A 21,097-nucleotide genomic window follows, 5' to 3' on the forward strand; every position below is an offset into this window, starting at 1 on the left:
GCAGCGGCTCAACGACGGCGTAGGGTCGCCCCGGGCGCCAGGGCCGGCTCGACGATGTCCCGGTAGTCGCGGGGCAACTGGACCACCAGTTCGTCGAACTCGCCGCCGCTGACCGCCTGGCGGACGGTGACGAAGACCGCCCGGACCGCGTCGCGGGCGGCCGGCTCCTGAACTTCGGCCCGCAGGGCCACCCGGGCGACGAACTCGGCGGCACCGAAGCGCTCCGCCGCCTCGATGTCCGGCGTCGGGCGCAGCGGCAGCCGCAACGGCTCGGGCAGTTGCACGGCAAGGTCCAACACCTCGCCACCAGTCAGCCGCTCGGCAAGCGTCTCCAACGTCGCCCGGGTCAGCTCCACCGCCCGCTGCCACGAAGTGCCGGCGCGCCGGGCGACCTGGTCGACGAACGTGTCGTAGTCCATCGGGTACCCCCTCCGCGCGGCGGTTACCCGCCGGGCAGCAGCGGAAACGGGGCCGGTTTCGCCAGCGACGAGGTGACCTGCCCACGGACGGTTCCCGCGCTGGTCGTTGCCCGGACAGCCGGGAGGAGCCGACACCACGCGAGTTACTCCGACATTCTGCAGTACCTGTCCGACCTGGGCCACCCGCGGGGATGGACGACGTGGTGCGGGCGAGGGATAGCGGCGGTCCGTGACCTCGCCGCTGCGGTGGCGCCCCGGCCGCGAACCGCGACCGGGAGCGCCCCTGCACAGCCACCTGCCCTGGCGACACGCCGAACCCGAACCGGGTCGCGGCCACCAGGCGGCCGACAGCCACCCGAACCGGGTGGCTGGTGCTACTGCGGCGACAATACCCCACACCATCCTCCGAACGGACAGGGGGTGCCGACAGGGACCGGAGCCGCTCGGGCGACTCAGGCCCGGAGGCCGCCGGCCGGGTCGCGGGCCTTGAGTCGAGTGGTGGGCAGGGCCGGTGCGGGCAGCGGCGGATCCGGGTCCCCGGCGACCGCGCCGAAACGCCGCCCGGCCATCCAGTCCTCCCGGGCGGTGACAATTTCCTCGTGGGTACGGCCGACGAAGTTCCACCACATCACCAGCGGCTCCTCGAAGGGCATACCACCCAACAGCATCAGGCGGGTGCCGGGCTCGCCGCGCACCACGAACGACTGCCGCCCCGCGCCGAACCAGAGCAGCGCCCCCGGCGCCAGCGGGACGCCGTGCACCTCGGCGCTGCCGTCGAGGGCCAGCAGCGCGTACTCGAAGTCGGGCCGCAGTGGCAACCCGACCGGCCCCGTACCGGCCAGCTCCAACTGCGCACCGAGCAGCGCTGTGTGCACCCGGGCCGGTGACCGTTCGCCGCCCAACTCCCCGATCAGCAGGGTGACGTCCAGGTCACCGTCGCGCCACCGGGGAAGCTCGGCGTGGTGGGCGAAGTCGGCCGCGCCGGCCCGGGCCGGCTCCGGCAACGCCACCCACAGCTGCACGCCGTGCATCAGCGGCGGATGCTCGGCCGGCGAGCGCTCCGAGTGCGCGATGCCGTGGCCGGAGGTCATCACGTTCAGCTGGCCGGGGCGGATCGGCTGGACGTTGCCGAGGCTGTCGCGGTGCAGGATCTCGCCGTCCAGCAGCCAGGTCACGGTCTGCAGGCCGGTGTGCGGATGCGGCGGCACCTCCATGCCCGGCCGTCGCGCCACGTCGTCGGGACCGAAGTGGTCGACGAAACACCAGGCGCCCACCAGTCGGCGGGCGCGCTGTGGCAGCAGCCGACGCACAGTGGTGTAGCGGCCCAGCGGCACGTCGTGACCCGGAAGCAGGACGCTGCCCGGGTCGGCGGTGGCGACGCCGGGCGGCCGGGTCTGCGCGGGCATCGACTCGGTACGCTCCACGGGCCGACTCTACGCCCGATCCGGCCCGCCTGCCGCGCCACAGCGACCGATCGGCAGCGGCCGGAGCGCAGGTCACCGGCCGGTGACGGTGACGGTGTTCGCGCCGGCCACAAGATCCAGGAAGACCCGTTCGGTGGCCCGATCCGAGACCGCTGAACTGAGCACCGTGCCCGGCGGAGTAGCGCCGTGGCGCTGGATCACCACCACCGCGACGAAATCCAGCCCGAGCACCCGCACCGCGGCGGCCAGCAGGCCGGCGCCCCGCGGCCACTCGGGCTGCGCCGGCGACGGACCCCGGCTCCGGGATCTGCGCCGCCACGACCGGCTCCGACGTGTCCGACGGTGTCCGTCCCGCTCCGGATCGGCCATCCGCCGTCCACCTTCCACGGTCGCCCTACCCGAGGGGTACGAGTCAGAGAACGGGACGGATCACTGCGCCGGCGGCTGAACCGCTGGCAGCGGGCCGATCGTCCAGCCGTCCGGCGACCTTCGCGGCGCACGCCTCGAGTTCGGCGCGGGCATCCAGGCCCAGGCTCTCGATCGCTACCAGGGCGGTGAACGCGGTGTCCGCCAACTCCGCCGCCACCTCCTCGCGGGTGTGGGTGACCCCCTTGCGCGGGTTCTGGCCGAGCATGCCGATCCAGGCCGCGGCGACCTCGCCCGCCTCCTCGGTCAGCTTGAGCATGCGGCAGGTCAGCTCCGCCTCCCCGGTGCCGTTCGTCTCGTCCAGCCAGCCCCGCGCGGCTCGTACCGCCTGCCAGGTCGTCTCGTCCACGGTTGCCAGTGAACCGCACGGGGGTGACGAACCGCATCAGAGGGGGCGCCGGGCGCGGTGGCGGGGATGAGGTTCGGCAACGACGCCGGGCGGAGGCCGCACAGCCGGACACCGGTGCCCGCCGGAGGGAACGGCGGGCGCCGGTGTCAATGCGTCCGGGCCCTGCCCGGCGTGTCGGACTAGTGCGCGCCACCCGCACCGAAGCGGTTGCGCCGCCGCCAGAGCACCGTGCCGAGCAGCAGGACCATGCCGGTGGCGACAAGCCCGCCGCCGACCTTCATCGGCGTGTCCAGGCTGCTGCCGGTGACCGGCAGGTGCGGCTTCTTCTTGGGCAGCACCCGCAGCTCGGTCGACGCGCTACGCCCGGACTCCCGGCCGGTGCCGGTGAACGTGAGCAGACCGGTCACCGACGGCGTGTACCTACGGGTGAAGACACCCTCGGAGTTGGTCCGCGCGGTGAAGCTCAACGGCGCGCTGGCCTGGAAGCCGACCGGGGTCATGGCGACGGTGCTGCCGTCGCTACGGCGGGCCGTGCCGGCGGCCGGTGCCGCCAGCGGCGTCACCGAGACCACGATGTCCACTGTCTCGTTCGGTCCGTAGTCGCGGCCGGTGAGGATGACCGTCTCACCGAGGAAGATCGTGGGTCGGTTCACCGTCAGCGAGGCGAGGACCGGCGGGTAGGGCGGCGGCTGGGGCGTACCGGTGACTGTTGGCGCCGGCTGCGGCTGTACCGCCCCCGCCGTGGTCGGCACGGCCACTACGGCCAGACCGACCGTGAGTGCCATGATGATGCGGGATAGCCGCATGGTTCGTTCCCTCCTACTGAGAACAGCTTGCTGCGGTAACAACATGGGTGGCCCATGGAGTGGCGGTCGGCGTCAGCCACAGATCAGCCGCGCCGCTCTCCGTCTTTCCGGTCAGCAGGGAGACCTCCAGCGTTCGGGTGCCACCCGGTCCGACCTCGACGTTCACCGTGGCGACCTGCCGGCGCCGCTCGGTGCCGTTACCCACCGACGTCTCGGCGCCGTCGAGGCGGGTGTCGAGCACCGCCCCGCCGGCCGGGCCGTACACCGAGACGAGGGTCCGCGCGGTGTACGGGTCTCCCGCCTGAGCCAGGCCGAGGACCGACTTGCTGAGCCCCGACGCCGGTGCGGTGGACCGGAGTGTCACCCGGAGGTTCAACTCTCGGCGGCCGTCGGCGTGGCAGTCGCCGACCACCAGATCAGCGGTTTGCCGGAGGTAGAAGCCGAGCTTCGCGCCACTGCCGTCGTTGAGGAACACGCCGACCGTTGGCACGGTGTCCTGTTCCGGAAGCGTCCCGGCCATCCGGCTGTCGCCGAACGTCCGCTGCTCCTCCGGGCGAGCACTCCAGAACAGTATCCGACGTTCATGTACAGATCGGTTGAATGCGGACAACAACCCATTCGGGTGCACGTTCCTTGCGAAGAGCGTGTCGAACACAGTGGCCGCCGCAGCGGCGAAGAAGGAGTCCTGCTCCTTCGGGCTCATCCGCTGGTAGGTGTCGCTGAGCAGGGTGCTGACCGCGTTCTCCGCGCTCAACGACACTCCACCTGGCAACCGCACCGGCCCGGCGGCCTCCAGCAGGTGCGACAGCACCACCGGGTCGACGGCGAGGACACCGTCCACAGTCACTCCGCTGTGCCGCCGGTACATCTCCCGGTACAGCGACGCGGCGGTCGGGAAGTGCGGGCTGAGGTTGACGTCCGCGGGATAGATGCCGGGCAGCTCCCCCCAGAGGGCGCGCAGCTCCGCCGGGATCTTCAGCGGCTCGACGAATCTACCCAGACTCGAACTGCTGCCCTGGGCGCCCATCTTGACCCGACCCTTGTCCGCCTCGATCACGGCGAAGGCGCCGAACATGCCGCCGGTGGCCCGCAGCTCCGCGGAGTTCTGCGACACCAGCAGGTACCGCCGCGGGCCGTCGACCCCGAGCAGAGGCGGAAGCAGCCGGCTCGCCCGGTCGGCCGCCGAGGTCATCGCCGCCAGCCTGTCGATCTCGCCGCGCAGCTCCTCCAGCGCCCGCCGGACCTGCCCGGCCAGCCGGGCGGTGGAGATCCTGGCCAGGTCCGTCCGGGTCCGCTGCACCGTCGCGTCCACCGCGACCAGGTCGTCGGAGACGGCCCGCAGCCCGGTCAGATCCAACCGGCCCTCCTGCGGCACCAGGTCACCCAGGTCGACCCGCAGCAACGCCGGGAACGCCTGCCGGGCGAGGTTGTCGATGGCGACGGCGATCTGCCGGACCGCCGAGAAGTTCGCCCCGGCGGCGGGCACCTGCCGACCGAGCCACCAGCCCGGGTCCCCGGTGGCACGGCGAGCCGCACCCGACTGTTCCTGCAACGCGGCGAGCGCCCGCTGCGCGCGAGCGGTGTCCCCGCCGACCAGGTGGGCACTGAGCTCACCGGCCAACCCGGCCGCATTGACCAGGTGACCACGGACCTGCCAACCCCGGAAGCCGACCCAGCCGGCGAGACCGAGTACCAGCGAGCCGACCACCAGCGTGGTGAGCAGGGCGCGGCGCAGCCGTGCGCGACGGCGCCGGCGGGCCCGGCTGTGCCGCCGGCGCCGGCTCTCGCTCTCCGTCACACCACACTCCATTCTGAAACCGGACAGAAGGCCACATTGTTCTTAACACCCAACGAGCGAGATGAGGCACTAATGACGGTATTAGGAGTTATACGAAAGTCGGTCGTGATTCAGGTCCTGCCGGATGCCGCCGGCCGCGACCTCCCGCAGCAGCTCCTCGATCCGGTCCACCCCCGCCGACAGGGACATGTCCCGCAGGTACGCCTCCCGGCCACGCCGGCCCATCTCGGCCCGCGCCGACGCGGGGATGTGCGCCGCCAGCCAGAACCTGTCCGCAAGGCTGGCCCAGTCCTCCGGGGGGCAGGAAAGCCCCGCCCGGGCCCGCTCGACCAGGGCGGCGGTGTCCCCACCGGTGGAGGCGACCACCGGCGAGCCACAGGAGAGCGCAGCCTGGAGCTTGGCCGGCACGGTGCCGCGCAACGCCGGCAGATCACGCAGCACGACCAGCTGGTAGTCGGCGGCGGCGTACAACTCGGGCATGTCCAGCGGCGAGCGCCGTTCGACGAAGCTCACGTTGTCGGCGCGCAGTTCCACGGCGAGCCTCCGGACCCGCCGTTCCTCCGTACCCGAGCCCACCAGGACCAGGTCCACGGTGCTGTCCAACGCCGCCGCGGCGCGTACCGCCGTCTCCAGCCCCTGCCGGGGACCGATGGTGCCGGCGTGCATGACGACACACCGCCCGCCCCGGCGGATCAGCCGGCTCGCGGCCGGACTCGCCGTCGCCGGCTGGAAGATCCGTTCCTCGGTCCAGTTGGGCACCACCCGCACCCGGTCCGGGTCGGTGCCGACCGCGACGACAGCGTCGCGCAACGACGGGGTGGTCACCGCGACCGCGCCGGCCGCCCGGTAGGTCCGGAGGATGGCCGCGCGTGTCCGCGCCCTCCACCGGTCCTGCTCAGTTCCCGCCGGCACGTCACCGGCCCACAGGTCGGGCACGTGCAGCATCACCGGCACCCGGCCGAGCCGGCGCAGCAGCGCCGCCGAGGCGAACGCCGTTGCGGGCGGCTGGTACACGTACAGCACGTCGATGCCGGCAAGGTATCGACGCCCGACGAGCGCCGCGCTGGCGGCGAACGAGAGCCAGGAGGCCATTCGGCCACGCGGGCCGCCGTCACCGGTGCTGTAGCGCGGCACCCGCCGCACGGTCAGCCCGCGACTGTGGGTCTCGTGGTGCCAGCGCTGACGCCACCCCGGATAGACATGCCCGCCGGGATAGTCCGGGAAGCCGGTGAGCACCAGCACCTCGTGGCCCCGGGCGGCCAACTCCTCGGCCAGGCTGCCCGGGACGAACGCCGGCTCCGGCGGAAAGTGGTACGTCAGGATGCCGACGCGCACCGCCACACCCCCTTCCCGGCCCACCGGTCCGGCGCGGCGGCCGGGACCGGAGGCACCATCGCTGCGTACGATGCGGACAACCCCTCCCGGAGCGGACGCCGACGGTCTCCGCCCTCCGTCGCGGCGCCACCGCCCGCGACCGCGTCGTCGAGAGGGTTCCCGATGGTCAACGGGTTGTTGTTCGTCTGCCACGCCAACCTGTGTCGGTCGCCGATGGCCGAGTTCACCGCCCGGCGCCTGCTCGCCGGGCGGCCGGTGAGCGTGAGCAGCGCCGGCACCGACGCGCTGGAGGGTCTGGCCATGCACCCGTACGCGGCGGCGATCGCCGCCGAGACCGGGGAGGACCCGGCGGCGTTCCGCACCCGGCGGCTCGCTGCCGAACACCTCACCGGCGCCGTGCTGGTGCTGACCGCCACCCGTCGCCAGCGCTCGATGTGCACCGCGCTGGCGCCCGCCGCGCTGCACCACACCTTCACGTTGCGCCAGTTCGGCCGGCTCGCGGCAACGGTCGAGCCGACGACGGACGCTGCCGACGACCCGCTGGCCGCCGCGGTGGCGGCGGCCGGCATCGCCCGGGGGCGACTACAGCCTGTCCCGGCGGACGACGACGACCTACGGGACCCCGTCGGCGGTACACCGGCCGACTTCCGCCGCTGCGCGGAGGAGATCGGCCGGTCCCTGCGCCCCCTGGCGACCCTCATCGCGGCAGCCGGGTGAGTTCCTGGGTGTGGTCGGTGACTTCGGTGACCTCGGTGACTTCGCTTACCTCGGTGACTTCGCTTACCTCGCTGGCCTCGCTGGCCTTCCTGGCCGAGGCCCGCATGGCGTGCCGGCCGCCGGCGGTCCGGTCCGACGACACCGACGAAGTGCTGGTTGCGGCCGCCGCCCGGTAGGCCTCGTACTGGTAGGCGTCGACCTTGGGCATCCGGGCCATGTTCAGCACACAACCGAGCAGTCGTACCGACACCGAGTGCAGCGCACGGGCCGCCGCGGCCACCTGTGCCCGGGAGGTGCGTCCCTGCTGGGTGATCAGCAACGCTCCGTCGGCCTGCACGGCGACCACCACCCCGTCCGTCACCGCCAGCAGCGGCGCGGTGTCGATGATGACGATGTCGGCGGACTCGCGCAGCGCCAGCAGCAGGTCCGACATGGCCTTGGAGCCGAGCAGTTCGCTCGGGTTGGGCGGGGCCGAGCCGCTGGGCAGCACGAGCAGCGACTTGTCGCCCCACCGCTGGACCACGTCGCCGACCAGCACGTCGCCGACCAGCACGTCGGTCAACCCGACTCCGGCGTCGATGCCCAGGTAGTCGCCGACCTTCGGCCGGCGCAGGTCGGCATCGACCAGCAGGACCCGCCAGCCCGCCTCGGCGAGGGCGATCGCCAGGTTGCACGACATCGTGGTCTTGCCCTCGCCCTGCAGGGCGCTGGTGACCGCGATGACCCGCGCCGGTTCGTGCACGTCGACGAAGCGCAGATTGGTCCGGAGCTTGCGGACCGCCTCAGCACGGGCCGAGTTCGCGGCAGCACCCACGATCAGCGGTGCGGACCGGGCCGCGGTGTCGATCGGGATCTCGCCGAGCAGGGGACTGCCGGTGACCCGTTGCAGACCAGCGGCGTCGCGCAGGCGGACGTCGACGATGCCGCGCAGCAGCGCCAGACCGACCCCGGCCACCAGACCGACCAGCAGGCCGATGGCGGCGTTGCGGGTCGGCTGCGGTGACACGGGCGCGGCGCTGACCCGGGGCCCGCTGACGACCTCGATCCTGATCGGTCCGGGGCTGCCGTCCGGCCGCGCCTCGATCTTCTGTACGAGTTCGACGAACGTCGCCGACAGCGCCTCGTTGATCCGCAACGCCCGGGTCTGGTCGGTGTCGGTCACCGACGCCCGCAACAGGACTGTGCCGGTCTCGGTGGAGGTGCTGACCCGACGCTGGATCTCCTCTGCGGTCAGCCCCAGTTGACTGTCGGCCACGGCGGCCTGCGCCAGCCGATCGCTGGTCAACAGTTCCGCGTAGGACTTCACCCGCTGTTGGAGGAAGAGGCCGCCCTGGTAGGCGTCCGTGACGCCCTGGCTCGGCGTGGTCACGAAGAAGGTGACCGAGGCGACGTACCGTGGCTGGGCTCGGACGGTGACCAGGGCGGTCACACCGAGCGCCACCATGAGGGTGACCAGCACGATCCACCAGTGCCGGCGCACCAGGCGAAGTTGGCGGTACAGGTCCATCAGGCGGGCCTCCGTACCGGGCCAGTAACGCCAATAAACTTCACGAAAACCCCCAAGGTCTACTCAAATCTCGTGAAACCATTAAAGCGGCCCATGCGGCTAATGTCCGCTGTTAGGCGTTTTCTGCGTAGCGGACCCTGCCCGGAATGACCAACCGGACCGAAGCTCCGTCGGAATCGCTCCCGCCCGGAAAAATCGCGGTCACCACATCCAGCGGTACGGGCCGTCCACCGCCCCGGTGTGGGAAGACTCGCTCTGCGCCCCGCTCGCGGCGACCGTCGGCACTGGATAAGGTTTCGCACAGGTGTGCCGGGAAGCCTGGTCGGCGATGATGCCGTGCTGCCCTCTGACCGACGAGGTGAGACCCCACGTATGACCGACCAGACCCCGCCCGATGGGCGTCGCGGCGTGCGCCAACTCTTCGGGCGTACCTCCTGGCCGGAGGCCCGCTTCCTGGCCGACGTGCTCCGCACCGAAACCGTCGGCGGCGTGCTCCTGCTGCTCGGCGCCGTGATCGCGCTGATCTGGGCGAACTCACCCTGGAGCGACGTCTACACGGAGCTGGGGCTTTGGGTGCCCTGGCCCGGCGGCGAGCCCCTGCACCTCGACCTCGACCTCAACGCGTGGGCCGCCGACGGACTGCTGGCCATCTTCTTCTTCGTGGTCGGGCTGGAACTGAAACGCGAGTTCGTCGCCGGTGAACTGCGCGACCCGCGCCGGGCGGCGCTGCCGGTGGTCGCGGCGATCGGCGGCATGGTGGTGCCAGCGCTGATCTACGTCGGGGTCAACGTCGCCGGCGGCGGCGAGGGGGTACGGGGCTGGGCCATCCCGACCGCCACCGACATCGCCTTCGCCCTGGCCGTGCTGGCCGTCATCGGGGCCTACCTGCCGCAGGGGCTACGGGCCTTCCTGCTCACCCTGGCCGTGGTCGACGACCTGCTCGCGATCACCATCATCGCGATCTTCTACACCGACGACTTCAGTTTCCTCCCGCTGCTCGGCTCCCTGGTGCCGATCGCCCTGTTCGGTCTGCTGGTGCAGCGCCGCCGCACCTGGTGGTGGGCGCTCATCCCGCTGGCGCTCGTCGCCTGGACGCTGGTGCACTCCTCCGGCGTGCACGCCACGGTGGCCGGTGTGCTGCTCGGCTTCACCGTGCCGGTACTCGCCGGCAAGGACCGCCCCGGTCGTCGCCCGATGCCCGGCCTCGCCGAGCACCTGGAGCACAAGTGGCGGCCGATCTCGGCCGGGTTCGCCGTACCGGTCTTCGCGTTCTTCGCCGCCGGGGTCTCGCTGCGCGGCGCCGACCTGGGCGCGCTGGTCACCGATCCGATCGTCCTCGGCGTGGTGCTCGGCCTGGTGGTCGGCAAGTGCGTCGGCATCGTCGGGTCCACGTTCCTCCTGGCCCGGTTCACCCGGGCCAGCCTGGACGACGACATCACCTGGTCGGATCTGCTCGGCGTGTCGTTGCTGGCCGGTATCGGCTTCACTGTGTCGCTGCTGATCGGCGAGTTGGCCTTCGGTTCCGACAGCGTCGAGGGCGACAACGTCAAGGCCGCGGTGCTGGCCGGCTCGCTGATCTCCGCCCTACTGGCCACCGTGGTGCTGCGCCGGCGCAACAAGGTGTACCGGGCGATTGCGTTGAAGGAGCAGACCGACCTCGACCAGGACGGCGTGCCGGACGTCTACCAGAAGCCCGGCGGCTGAACCGACCCGCGTTTCACGCCCCGGACGCCCGGCCGGCCCGCCCGGCCGGGCGTCTGGCATCTGTCGGCCGCAACCGCCCGAAGTCCCGCGTCAACGCGGTGCGCAGCAGCACGCGCAGCGCGACGATCGCCACGACTCCGGCCAACTGCGGCAGGGACGGTTCACCCGTCAGCCGCAACAGGCCGGCGGCGACGAGCATGTCGAGCAACACCTGCAGAGCCGTCGACCGGGACCTGGTGGAGATCAACGCGACTGCCGCGGCGAGCACACCCAGAGCGGTGACCACGGCGGACAGCGTCCCGGTCAACTCGGTCAACCCGCACGCTCCGGCTCTCCGATCTGCCGCTGCTCCTGAGCGATCTCCCTACCCAGGACGTAGTTGAGCACGGTCCGGATGGCCGCGATGCCGGCGAGCTGGCCGATCTGCGCGAAGGTCGGCGACAACGCGGTGCGCAGGATGTCCGCCGCCAGCTGGAACTCCAGCCCCAGGACGAGGAAGCGGCCCAGGGACAGCCGGATCCGGGTGAACACGGCGGCATCACGATGGCGCAGCCCGTCAACGACGAACCGCAGCGCCGCCCAGGCCACCCCGGCGACGATCACCACCACGCCGACCAGTTCCGCCACGGTCACCACCAGGTGATGACCGTGGCGGAGAATACCCTCGACGTCCACCTTCGCGCCTTACCCGGCCGATGCCCGGGTAGTCTGCCCCGGACGTCCTCAACGCAGCTCAGCGAGCGCCTCCACGAGCAACCAGATGCCGCTGGCGGCGAAGAGCGCGGCAGCGCCGTACCTGATAGTCCGATCCGGCAGCTTCCGGCCGAGCAGCCGGCCCGCGCCGATGGCCAACGCGTCGGCGGCCACCATGCCGACGGTCGAGCCGACCCAGGTGCCGAACCAGCCGTACTGGGTGGCCAGGGTGATCGTGGCGAGCATCGTCTTGTCGCCCAGCTCGGCGAGGAAGAACGCGACGCCGACCGCCAGCACCGCCGACCTGCCGCCCCTCGCGGCCTTGCGCTTCTCCTGCTCGGTGAGGGTGTCCCCCCGCAGGGTCCACAGGCCGAAGCCGACGAAGGCCAGACCCGCGAACAGCGAGATCCAGCCGGTTGGCAGGGCGGCGCCGAGGCCGACGCCGACCGCCACCGAGGCCAGGTGCACCACGGCGGTGGCGACGGTGATGCCGATCAGGATCGGCACGGTGCGATATCTGGTGGCGAAGGCCAAAGCCATCAGCTGGGACTTGTCTCCCAGCTCGGCGACGAAGATCACGCCGAAACTGACCGCCAGCGCGACGAGGAACCCCTCCATGGTGTCCTTCCGGATCAGGCCGGGAGGAAGGACAGGGATGCCCTCGACCCGGCTGTCAAGCCTGGATCAAAGGTCTCGCCCGCCTCGCAGAACGAGGCCACGTGGCCGGATGCGGAACGTACCAGTTTGTCGACCACGACGTTGCGGGCTACTCCCCTTCGCTGCGGCGAGCCTACCCAGCCCCTGCCCGCCGCTGCCCGTCGGGGGAGGTGACGCACTCGCGCCGGCGGACGGCTCTCACCCGGCCTGCGCCAAACCGACCCCGAAGAGGCCGTCCGGGTCGGTCCAGAACCGCTGGACTCGGAAGCCCGCGGCGGCCAGTTCCGCGGCGATCCCCTCCGGGCGGAACTTCGCCGACACCTCGGTACGCAGCTCCTCCCCCACGGCGAAGCCGACGTCCAGGTCGAGCACCCGAACCCGGACGGGTCGCTCGGCCCGCAGCCGCATCTCGATCCACTCCCGCTCCGGGTCCCAGCGGGCGACGTGGCTGAACGCCTCCGGGTCCAGTTCGGTGCCGAGTTCCCGGTTCAACACCCGCAGCACGTTCCGGTTGAACTCGGCGGTCACTCCCTTCGCGTCGTCGTATGCGGGCACGATGACCGCCGGGTCCTTCACCAGGTCGGTGCCGACCAGCAGCCAGTCGCCCGCTTCCAACGCGGCCCGCATCCGGGCGAGGAAGTCGTCCCGTTCGGCCGGCAGCAGGTTACCGATGGTGCCGCCGAGAAAGATCACCAGCCGCCGCCCGCCGGTGGGCAGGCGGTCCAGGTGACGGGTGAAGTCCCCGACGATGCCGCGTACCCGCAGCCGGGGGTAGTCGGCGGCGAGGGCGGCGGTCGAGCCAGCCAGGGCACTGACCGACACGTCCAGCGGGACGAACGTCCCGAGGTTGCCATGGTGGGTGAAGGCGTCCAGCAGCAGGCGGGTCTTCTCCGACGACCCGGAACCAAGCTCGATGAGGGTCTTCGCGCCGGTCAACTCGGCGATCTCGGCGGCCCGTCGAGCCAGCACGGCACGCTCCACCCGGGTCGGGTAGTACTCGGGAAGCCGGGTGATCTCGTCGAACAGCTCACTGCCCCGGCTGTCGTAGAACCACTTCGGCGGCAGCCACTTCTCCCGCGCGGTCAACCCGACCCGCACGTCCCGTCGCAGGCTCAGAGCGATGTCGTGGTCGTCGAGATGGATCTCTAGCGGCTCGGCGCCCATCTGGTTCCCTTCTGTCGTACTCGTCGGATGCGGTCCGGCTCGTTCACCACGTCGCCAGCGTGCGCTGACGGACCTCGGTCGCGGTGGCTTCCACGAGATGCCCGTCGGGCACCTCCCGCCAGCCCGGCTCGTCGTCATGCGGTTCGGAGGCCAACAGCACCGAGGCCGGCGTGGCCCGCCACGACAGGGCGTGCCCGACCGTGCTGGCGACCACCGTCTGCCCGTCGGTGAACAGCATGTTCAGTCGCGACCCGGGGGCCGCCGCCGCGACCGCGCTGACCGTGTCGGCGATCGCCTCGGCCGGCGCCGCCCCCGCCCGCAGCCGATCACGGACCAGCGCCCACAGCAACGCCGAGTCGGTGGCCACGTCGATGGTGAGCAGGTCCCGCACGGGCAGGGTGGCGGCGAGCGGAACCATCGAGTCCGGCCAACCCCGCACCACGCCGTTGTGGCTGAACAACCAGCGCCCCTCGGCGAACGGCGCGGCGGCGGCCTCGACGACCGCCATGCCCACCGTGGCCGAGCGGACCGCGGCCAGCACCGCACCGGCCGAGGTGGCCGCCGCGAGTTCGGCGATGGTGGGGTCGCTCCACATCGGCTGCGCGCGTCGGTACCGCACCGGGGCGCCGCCGCCCGGGTACCAGCCGACGCCGAAACCGTCGGCGTTGACCGTGCCACCGCCGCGCATGTCGCGCGGCGCCCAGGACTGCCGCAGCAACGAGTGCGGCGGGTCGAACAACAGTTCCCGCAGCGTCACCGGCGGGCCGAGGTACGCCAGGTGCCGGCACATCAGGAGACCTGGTCCGCGGCCGTCACCGGTGGGCCTGGTCCGGGTCGGCGTCGCGGGCGCACCGGAAACCGCTGAAGATCTGCCGCCGGATGGGGTAGTCCCAGTTGCGGAACGTGCCCCGGCAGGCGGCCCGGTCGGTGCCGAACGAGCCGCCGCGCAGGACCTGGTGGTCGTCGCCGAAGAAGACCTCGGAGTACTCCCGGTAGGGGAAGGCCGCGAAGCCCGGGTGGCCCCTGAACGGTGTCGACGTCCACTCCCACACGTCACCGATGAGCTGGTGCACACCCAGCGGTGAGGCGCCGGCCGGATAGGCGCCGACCGGCGCCGGCCGCAGGTGTCGCTGCCCCAGGTTGGCGTGCGCCGAGGTCGGCTCGTCGTCACCCCACGGATAGCGGCGGGAGCGGCCGGTCGCCGGGTCCCAGCGGGCCGCCTTCTCCCACTCCGCCTCGGAGGGCAGCCGCTTGCCCGCCCAGGCGGCGTACGCCTGCGCCTCGTGGTAACCGACGTGCACCACCGGCTCGTCGTCGCGGACCTGGTCCCACCGCCCGAAGCGTCGGTACGCCCACCCGTCGCCGTCGCGCCGCCAGTGCATCGGCGCGCTCAGCCCGGCCCGGCGGCGGTGCCGCCAGCCCGCCTCGGTCCACCAGCGGGGATCGTCGTACCCGCCGTCGGCGATGAACGCGCGGTACGCCCCGTTGGTCACCGGTGCGGCGTCGATGACATACGCGGGCAGGTCCACCTGGTGGGCCGGGCGCTCGTTGTCCAATGCCCACGGATCGGTGTCGGTGCCCATCACGAACCGACCGGCGGGCACCAGTACCTCACCGGGCACCGGACGGGCCGGCTCGGGCGGCGGCGGCGCCTGCAGCACCGCGGGGCCGGCGCGCAGCTGATGGGTGGCGAGCATGGTCTCGTCGTGCTGCTGCTCGTGCTGCACGATCATGCCGAAGGCGAAACCGTCGGCGACCAGTCGTCGGCTGTCGAAGGCCACCCGGTCCAGCAGGTCGTAGACCTTCTCGCGGACCGTCGCCACGTACGCCCGCGCCTGATCCGGCGGCAGCAACGGCAGTGCGGGGCGGTCCCGGCGCGGCTGTTTGAAGGCGTCGTACAGGTCGTCGATGTCGCGGCGGACCGGTTCCCGCCCGCCGACGTCGCGAACCAGCCAGAGCTCCTCCTGGTTGCCCACGTGGGCCAGGTCCCAGACCAGAGGCGACATCAACGACGAGTGCTGGCGCACCAGGTCGTCGTCGTCCACCGCGTCGGTCAACACCGCGGTGCGCGCCCTGGTCCGATCCAGCTCGGCCGCGATCCGGCCACGCAGCTCCTCGGAACTCCGGTCGGTGATGGTGCCGGTCACCGCTGACTCCTCTCCGCGGCGTCACGCCGCCGTCGTAGCCCCTGGTCGATCTCGTCGTACAGTGCCGGCGGCAGGTCCAGCCGGGGCAGTGCCGTCCGCGCCAGGTCGAACAGGTCGACGGCGGCCCTGGACAGGGTGGGGTCGCGCAGGCCGCGTCGGGCGGCGGCCTGCCAGCGGTCGGCGACGGAAGCGGTCGCCGCAGTCGCCGCGGCAACGGTGTCGGGACCGCTGAGCAACGCCTCGAGTACCGCCAGCGGCTGGATCCAGTCCCGCCCGGGCTGCGCGTCGAGGTAGCGCAGTTCGAGGTACCCACGCGGGCGTACCGGCGGAAAGAGCGTGCTGAGGTGGTACTCGAGGTCGTCGACGTCGGGCGGGCGGGGCAACGCCCCGTCGACCCAGTCGGCGAACGTCACGTCGGGCGGCGGGGTCCACTCCCCGTCGTCGCGGCGGACGCAGAGCAGCGGGGCGGCCAACACGTACGCGGTCCAGGCGGCGACCGGGTCCGTGTCAACCAGGTCCGGCTGCCAGACGGGGGCGGTGCGGGCGGGATCGATGCGCCACCACGCCACCATCCGGGCCGATGCCCAGCCGGTGTCCCGGCCCGCGTTCCGGCCGGCGGTGGCGAATGCCGCCAGCAGTGGCGGCCCGACGGCGTGCACGAGCGCCCACCGGGCCGCGAGCTGCTCGGGCTGCCCGGCGTCGAGGCAGACCTGAAGTCCGGCGGTGCTGTACATCATCGTCCGCCCGGCCGGCCCATCCCGGTCGAAGACGCGGCGCATGGCGCGGTACCGCGGAGTGTCGAGCACCGGCCGCGGGCGTCGATACGGGTCGATGCCGGTGCGGCCGAGGGTCAGACCTGCGGCGTCCAGCAGCCGGGAGACCTGGTCCATGTCAGCCTGGGTGGCCTCGATCAGCGCGGCGACGGAGGCTCGCGGCGGGCTGGAAATCTCCAGTTGCCCGCCGGGCTCGACGGTCGTCGTGCTGCCCCGCAGGAGGCGTCGGGCAGGGCTGGTCGGGTCCAGCGTGGTGGGACTGTGGGGCCCCAAGGCGGCGCGTAGTCGCGCGGCGTCGATGGGTCGGCTCGGGTCGACGGTCTCGTGGACCGTCCATTCGAGCTCGACCCCGGTGTAGGTGGGAGGGCCGGTCTTGAAGCAGATGCGGGCCAGGTGTCGAGCGGCGGCGGCGCGGTCCCGCAACACCGGTACCCGGCCCACTTCCGGCGACATCACCATGCAACGGCTCCCTTCGCGCACCGGATCCGGCGACCACCGTAACCCGAGCCGGTGACATTCACGCCGGGCGTCGACTCCGCCCCTCACCGTTCTATCAGGGCCAGGGATCCGGCAGACGGTAATCACGATCCGACCCGCAGATCCCGGCAGTACGCCTCGACGAGCTCCGCACCGCCGGCCGCAGCCACCAACTCGGCGAAGGCCGGGGTCCGCAGGGCCCGCTCCCGTTGCCGCTGCGGCTTGGCCAGGTAGGCCCGGCAGAGACCGTTCCGGTCGGTGATGCTGGCCGAGTTGCCGGGACCGACGAATCCGGACGCACCGGTGTCCGGCTGTGCGGACCCGTCGGGCGTGGGCGTGACGGGAGCCGGCGCGTCGTAGGTCGGACCGGCGCTCGGGCGAGTGGTCGGCGCGCCGGCACGGTCCCCGGTGTGCCCGCCGTCGCCCAGGGTGGGCGCCGGCACGACCGGGCTGGTTGTCTGCTCGGTCAGGCTGGTTGCCGGTGCCGTCGGGCTGGATGCCGGAGGCGGCGGCTCGGGACGGTCCGGGCCGGACGCGGCCAGGGCGGCACCCGCGGTGACGGTGGCCACCAGCCCGGCGATCCACGCCGTGGCACCAGCCGTGAACCGGCGCCGTACCGAGCGGGCCCCTGACGAGCCGACCGGGCTGTCACGGCGGGCCGCACGGAATGCGGCGAGTGCCGCCTCCTCACCGGCGAGTTCCCGCTCGCGGGGCGGGGCGGCAGCCGCCCGCAGCAGGCTGGCGAGCGGGACCGGCGCACCAGGAGGCGACTGTCGTGCCCCGGGGTGGTGGTCGAAGTCCAGCAGCCGGTCGTGTTCGGTCCGAACCGACCGGCGCAGCATCAGGCGCAGCCCCCGCACGTCAGCCGTCCACCGGTTCGGTCTGCGGCGGCCGGCGGCCGGCGGGTGGGCTCGTCCGGGCCACGGCCGGCCGAAGCGCATCCGCGCCGACCGGCGCGGCGGACCCGTCCTGCTGGTCCAGCAGCGCGGCCAACCGACGCAGCCCCCGGTGGGCGGCGGTACGCACCGCACCGGCCCGGCGGCCGAGCACCCGCCCGGCGGTCGCCGCGTCGAGCCCGACAACGGCACGCAAGAGAACCGCTTCGGCTTCCCGGGGCGGCAGGCTGGCGATCATCGCCAGCGCTGCCTCGGTGCCGATGCTCTCACCGGCCCGTTGCGCGGTGTCCGCGTCTCCGGCCAACTCGCTGAGTTCCTGCACCGGCACTGACAGGGCCGGACGACGCCGTTGTCGACGCAGATGGTCCATGGCCCGGTTGCGGGCGATGGTGACGGTCCAGGCCCGGAACTCCCCGCCGGTGAACGAGGGCAGGTCGCGGGCGACCTGTAACCACGTTTCCGAGGCGACGTCCTCGGCGTCCGATCCCACCAGGGCAGTCAGGTAGCGCAGCAGGCCGGGCTGGAGGTCTCGGTACAACGAGCGGAAGGCGTCCTCGTCACCGGCCTGGGCCGCAGCGACCACCTCGCTCAACCCGCCGGTCATGGCCGCGCCGCTTCGCAGTCGGCCGGACCCTCGCGCATCGTCCGCCGGTGCTCGCGGACCTGGGTGACGGCGCGGTCCTCGATCCGGACCTCCTCCCGCACCCCGCCCCCCGTCGCCTTGTTCGTTCCCGGACCGCCACGGCCCGGGACCGATTGACGACGCCGAGGACCACAACCGCGCGGGCGGGCGTCCCCGGCTCGACCGGGCCCGGCTCACGTTAGGAGCACCGAACGGGTCGAACAAGCCCAGGAGACCACACTCGCAGTGATAATTGTCTACCGTCTCGAGCGCGGTTCGCCGTAACAGGACGAGGACCTGCGACGCTACGGTCGTCCCGGACAACGGTCGGGACAGCCCGCCTACGGCGATGCGGTGACCCCCCGCATCCGTCAGAGCACGGTCAGGCATCGGGGCCACGTGGGGGCGGGCGGCCACGGCCGACCTGCCGGCGCGCTCTTTGACGCCCGCTGTAGGTACGGTGGTGCCGTGCTGTCATCGGAGGTCGTACTCAGCGGTCGATACCGCTTGGACGAGCGTGTCGCCACCGGCGGCATGGGCGACGTCTGGCGAGCGACCGACCTGATCCTCGGCCGCCAGGTCGCGGTCAAGGTGCTGCTGCCTTCGCTGGTCTCCGACCCCGACTTCATCGCCCGGTTCCGCGCCGAGGCGCGAATCATGGCGGCGTTGCGCCATCCGGGCATCGTGCAGGTGTTCGACTGCGGCGAGGACGACCTGCCCGGCGGCGGCCGGGCCGACTACCTGGTCATGGAGTTCGTCACCGGCGAGCCGCTGTCCCGACTCATAGAGGCCGATGGGCGCCTGCACGTGGGCGTGGCGATGTCGGTCGTGGCGCAGGCGGCGCAGGCGCTGCACGCCGCGCACCTCGGCGGGATCGTGCACCGCGACGTGAAGCCGAGCAATCTGCTCGTGCAGGAGGACGGCACGGTCGTCCTGGTCGACTTCGGCGTGGCCCGCTCGACGAATGTGACGAGTATCACCAGCACGAACGCGGTGCCCGGCACCGCGCTCTACATGGCCCCCGAGCAGGCCGCCGGACGTCCGGTCTCCGGTGCGACCGACCTGTACGCGCTCGGCGCGGTCGGCTACTGCTGTCTGACCGGCAGTCCGCCGTTCACCGGCGACAACCCGCTCCAGGTCGCTGTGAGGCACCTCGACGACCCGCCACCGGAGCTGCCGCCCGACGTCCCGGAAGCGGTGCGGTTGCTGATCGGTCGTGCGCTGGCGAAGGATCCGGCAGACCGGTTCGGCAGCGGAGCGGCGATGGCCGAGGCCGCACGCGCCGCCGTTTCGGACAGTTCCCTGCCCACCACGATGGCCCCGGCCGCCGCCGCGCTGCGGGACGCCGGGCCGGACACCCGCAGCGACCTGCCGGTGCTGGCCGCCCCGCCCGGCGGCCGGCGGCGCGGCACGCTCGTGGGCGCGCTCACCGCCGTGCTTGTCGGCCTGACCGCGCTCGGTGCCGCCCTCGGCGCCACCCAGGAGGCCGACACTCCGGCGGTCAAACTACCGACCCCCGCACCGACGGCCGAGGTCGTCGTCAAGGAACAGTCGCCGAGCCAGGAGACGAGCAGCCCTGCCCCGGTGCCGCCGCTACGGCCCACCAACGCCACCTCACGTCCTGGCGAGCCCACCTCGCCGGAGCCGACCACACCGCAGCCCAGCGAGCCGAGCGCACCCGAGTCACCGGAGCCGACCACACCGAGCCCCGACCCGACGACCGCCAATCCGGAGCCCACGTCGCCCGCTCCGACGCCGACCACCGGCGCGCCGACGACCGGGCCGACCGAGATCACCGACGGCGGCAGCTGAGCAACACCCGTCCCAATCTCCTCGGATTCCCCGAAACGGACGTACGGCACAACACCGCGCTTTAGGCTCCTCACCACCAGTTGTCTTCTACTGTCGGGAGCTTGGGTGGGCGTGGAGAAGTTGGTCGTCATCGGGCAGGGCTACGTCGGCCTGCCGCTGGCCATCCGGGCCGTCGAAGCCGGGCTCGACGTGGTCGGTCTGGACGTCGACACCGACCGGGTCAAGCGCCTCACCGCGGGCGAGCCGTATGTGGCGGACATCCCCGCCGATCGCCTCGGCCGGGCGTTGGCCAGCGGCCGGTACCACCCGAGCGCCGAGTACGCCGACGCCAAGGACTTCGACACCTGCGTGATCACCGTGCCCACGCCGCTGCGCGACGGTACGCCCGACCTGAGCTTCGTGAAGCAGGCCGGCACGGAGATCGGGCCGCACCTGCGGCCGGGCTGCACGGTGATCCTCGAGTCGACCACCTACCCGGGCACCACCGAGGAGCTGCTGCGACCGCTGCTGGAGTCGGCCAGCGGCCTGCGCAGTCCTGGTGACTTCCACCTCGGCTACAGCCCGGAACGGATCGACCCGGGCAACCAGACGTGGCAGCTGACGAACACCCCGAAGGTGGTCTCGGGCGTGGACGACGCCTCGCTGGCCCGGATCGACGCCTTCTACCGACAGCTGGTGGAGCGTACGGTGCCGGTGGGCTCGACCCGGGTCGCCGAGCTGACGAAGCTGATCGAGAACACCTTCCGTCAGGTCAACATCGCGCTGGTCAACGAGTTGGCCATGCTCTCGCACCAGTTGGACATCGACGTCTGGCAGGCGATCGACGCTGCGGCGACCAAGCCGTTCGGCTTCATGCCGTTCCGGCCCGGTCCCGGCGTCGGTGGGCACTGCCTGCCGATCGACCCCTGCTACCTGTCCTGGCAGGTGAAGCGCCGACTCGGCCGGCAGTTCCGGTTCATCGAGTTGGCCAGCGACGTCAACCACGAGATGCCCGAGCATGTGGCGCAGCGGGTGATGGCGGGGCTCAACCGGTCGGGCCGGTCGGTCAACGGTTCCCGACTGCTGTTGCTCGGGCTGGCGTACAAACGCAACACCGGGGACATGCGCGACTCACCGGCCGTCGACGTGGCCCGCCGGCTGCGGGAGTTCGGCGCCGAGGTCCGCGCGGTCGAGCCGTACGCCGAGGCTCACCATCTTCCCGCCGGGGTGCAGATGGTGGACCTGACCGAACGCGAGGTCGGCGCGGCCGATGGCGTGGTGGTGGTCACCGACCACGACGTGTTCGACTATGACCTGGTCGCCCGGCACGCCCGTTACGTTTTCGACAGCCGCAACCGCTGCGCCGGCCCCACCGTCGAACGCCTGTAGCCG

Annotated in this window: 21 protein-coding genes; 4 read left to right on the forward strand and 17 right to left on the reverse strand. The window is 72.2% G+C overall.

Annotated features, from left to right (window positions below; all coding sequences use genetic code 11):
* Nucleotides 1–8: 8 nt before the first annotated feature.
* From ACFHWY_RS19705 to ACFHWY_RS19735, 7 genes are all read right to left on the reverse strand, one after another.
* Nucleotides 9–419, reverse strand: coding sequence for a DUF2267 domain-containing protein (locus tag ACFHWY_RS19705; protein WP_416581682.1), 411 nt, complete (start codon nucleotides 417–419; stop codon nucleotides 9–11).
* A 452-nt stretch (nucleotides 420–871) separates the two neighbouring features.
* Nucleotides 872–1,843 carry a pirin family protein gene (locus ACFHWY_RS19710; protein WP_416581683.1) on the reverse strand — a complete coding sequence of 324 codons (972 nt, stop codon included), beginning with the start codon at nucleotides 1,841–1,843 and terminating at the stop codon, nucleotides 872–874.
* A 72-nt stretch (nucleotides 1,844–1,915) separates the two neighbouring features.
* The gene (locus ACFHWY_RS19715; RefSeq protein ID WP_416581684.1) at nucleotides 1,916–2,212 is read right to left on the reverse strand and encodes a hypothetical protein; all 297 of its coding nucleotides are present in this window, start codon (nucleotides 2,210–2,212) and stop codon (nucleotides 1,916–1,918) included.
* 43 nt (nucleotides 2,213–2,255) lie between these two features.
* Nucleotides 2,256–2,618, reverse strand: coding sequence for a MazG-like family protein (locus tag ACFHWY_RS19720; RefSeq protein WP_416581685.1), 363 nt, complete (start codon nucleotides 2,616–2,618; stop codon nucleotides 2,256–2,258).
* Between the two features lie 179 nt (nucleotides 2,619–2,797).
* Nucleotides 2,798–3,424 (reverse strand): hypothetical protein, encoded by a 627-nt coding sequence (locus tag ACFHWY_RS19725; RefSeq protein WP_416581686.1) that lies wholly within the window; start codon nucleotides 3,422–3,424, stop codon nucleotides 2,798–2,800.
* Between the two features lie 13 nt (nucleotides 3,425–3,437).
* Entirely contained in the window at nucleotides 3,438–5,222 is a 1,785-nt protein-coding gene (locus ACFHWY_RS19730; protein ID WP_416581687.1) for a DUF4012 domain-containing protein, read from the reverse strand.
* 81 nt (nucleotides 5,223–5,303) lie between these two features.
* Complete coding sequence (locus ACFHWY_RS19735; RefSeq protein ID WP_416581688.1) at nucleotides 5,304–6,557, reverse strand: glycosyltransferase family 4 protein; 1,254 nt, start codon at nucleotides 6,555–6,557, stop codon at nucleotides 5,304–5,306.
* Nucleotides 6,558–6,719: 162 nt separating this feature from the next.
* Here ACFHWY_RS19735 and ACFHWY_RS19740 point away from each other — a divergent pair, with 162 nt between their 5' ends.
* Nucleotides 6,720–7,274, forward strand: a complete 555-nt coding sequence (locus ACFHWY_RS19740; protein ID WP_416581689.1) for a low molecular weight phosphatase family protein — start codon at nucleotides 6,720–6,722, stop codon at nucleotides 7,272–7,274.
* On the opposite strand, the gene ACFHWY_RS19745 is transcribed toward ACFHWY_RS19740, so the two are convergent.
* Nucleotides 7,255–8,781 carry a polysaccharide biosynthesis tyrosine autokinase gene (locus ACFHWY_RS19745; protein ID WP_416581690.1) on the reverse strand — a complete coding sequence of 509 codons (1,527 nt, stop codon included), beginning with the start codon at nucleotides 8,779–8,781 and terminating at the stop codon, nucleotides 7,255–7,257. The two genes, ACFHWY_RS19740 and ACFHWY_RS19745, sit on opposite strands and share 20 nt — an antisense overlap.
* Before the next feature lie 372 nt (nucleotides 8,782–9,153).
* Between ACFHWY_RS19745 and nhaA the strand changes: the two genes are divergently transcribed.
* Nucleotides 9,154–10,485, forward strand: coding sequence for a Na+/H+ antiporter NhaA (gene nhaA / locus ACFHWY_RS19750; RefSeq protein WP_416581691.1), 1,332 nt, complete (start codon nucleotides 9,154–9,156; stop codon nucleotides 10,483–10,485).
* Nucleotides 10,486–10,498: 13 nt separating this feature from the next.
* Here nhaA and ACFHWY_RS19755 read toward each other — a convergent pair whose 3' ends face one another.
* The 9 genes from ACFHWY_RS19755 to ACFHWY_RS19795 form a co-directional block, all read right to left on the reverse strand.
* Nucleotides 10,499–10,801, reverse strand: a complete 303-nt coding sequence (locus ACFHWY_RS19755; RefSeq protein ID WP_416581692.1) for a hypothetical protein — start codon at nucleotides 10,799–10,801, stop codon at nucleotides 10,499–10,501.
* Nucleotides 10,798–11,160 (reverse strand): DUF1622 domain-containing protein, encoded by a 363-nt coding sequence (locus tag ACFHWY_RS19760; protein ID WP_416581693.1) that lies wholly within the window; start codon nucleotides 11,158–11,160, stop codon nucleotides 10,798–10,800. Before ACFHWY_RS19760 ends, ACFHWY_RS19755 begins: the two co-directional genes overlap by 4 nt.
* A gap of 48 nt (nucleotides 11,161–11,208) precedes the next feature.
* On the reverse strand, nucleotides 11,209–11,796 hold the full coding sequence (locus tag ACFHWY_RS19765) for a TMEM165/GDT1 family protein (protein WP_416581694.1): 588 nt from the start codon (nucleotides 11,794–11,796) through the stop codon (nucleotides 11,209–11,211).
* A 237-nt stretch (nucleotides 11,797–12,033) separates the two neighbouring features.
* Complete coding sequence (egtD, locus tag ACFHWY_RS19770) at nucleotides 12,034–12,999, reverse strand: L-histidine N(alpha)-methyltransferase (protein ID WP_416581695.1); 966 nt, start codon at nucleotides 12,997–12,999, stop codon at nucleotides 12,034–12,036.
* Nucleotides 13,000–13,042: 43 nt separating this feature from the next.
* The gene (egtC, locus tag ACFHWY_RS19775; protein WP_416581696.1) at nucleotides 13,043–13,789 is read right to left on the reverse strand and encodes an ergothioneine biosynthesis protein EgtC; all 747 of its coding nucleotides are present in this window, start codon (nucleotides 13,787–13,789) and stop codon (nucleotides 13,043–13,045) included.
* Nucleotides 13,790–13,811: 22 nt separating this feature from the next.
* Nucleotides 13,812–15,146, reverse strand: a complete 1,335-nt coding sequence (egtB, locus tag ACFHWY_RS19780; protein WP_416581697.1) for an ergothioneine biosynthesis protein EgtB — start codon at nucleotides 15,144–15,146, stop codon at nucleotides 13,812–13,814.
* Nucleotides 15,143–16,378 carry an ergothioneine biosynthesis glutamate--cysteine ligase EgtA gene (gene egtA, locus ACFHWY_RS19785; protein WP_416581698.1) on the reverse strand — a complete coding sequence of 412 codons (1,236 nt, stop codon included), beginning with the start codon at nucleotides 16,376–16,378 and terminating at the stop codon, nucleotides 15,143–15,145. Before egtA ends, egtB begins: the two co-directional genes overlap by 4 nt.
* A 122-nt stretch (nucleotides 16,379–16,500) precedes the next feature.
* Nucleotides 16,501–17,256 (reverse strand): hypothetical protein, encoded by a 756-nt coding sequence (locus ACFHWY_RS19790; protein WP_416581699.1) that lies wholly within the window; start codon nucleotides 17,254–17,256, stop codon nucleotides 16,501–16,503.
* 1 nt (nucleotide 17,257) lies between these two features.
* The gene (locus ACFHWY_RS19795; protein WP_416581700.1) at nucleotides 17,258–17,896 is read right to left on the reverse strand and encodes an RNA polymerase sigma factor; all 639 of its coding nucleotides are present in this window, start codon (nucleotides 17,894–17,896) and stop codon (nucleotides 17,258–17,260) included.
* 486 nt (nucleotides 17,897–18,382) lie between these two features.
* Here ACFHWY_RS19795 and ACFHWY_RS19800 point away from each other — a divergent pair, with 486 nt between their 5' ends.
* Both ACFHWY_RS19800 and ACFHWY_RS19805 read left to right on the forward strand, forming a co-directional pair.
* Complete coding sequence (locus tag ACFHWY_RS19800) at nucleotides 18,383–19,726, forward strand: protein kinase domain-containing protein (RefSeq protein WP_416581701.1); 1,344 nt, start codon at nucleotides 18,383–18,385, stop codon at nucleotides 19,724–19,726.
* Nucleotides 19,727–19,831: 105 nt separating this feature from the next.
* A complete protein-coding gene (locus tag ACFHWY_RS19805; RefSeq protein WP_416581702.1) occupies nucleotides 19,832–21,094 on the forward strand; it encodes a nucleotide sugar dehydrogenase in 1,263 nt (420 codons plus the stop codon).
* Nucleotides 21,095–21,097 lie beyond the last annotated feature (3 nt).

Origin of the sequence: Micromonospora sp. LOL_024 (assembly GCF_048060415.1) — a bacterium.
GTDB lineage: Bacteria > Actinomycetota > Actinomycetes > Mycobacteriales > Micromonosporaceae > Micromonospora.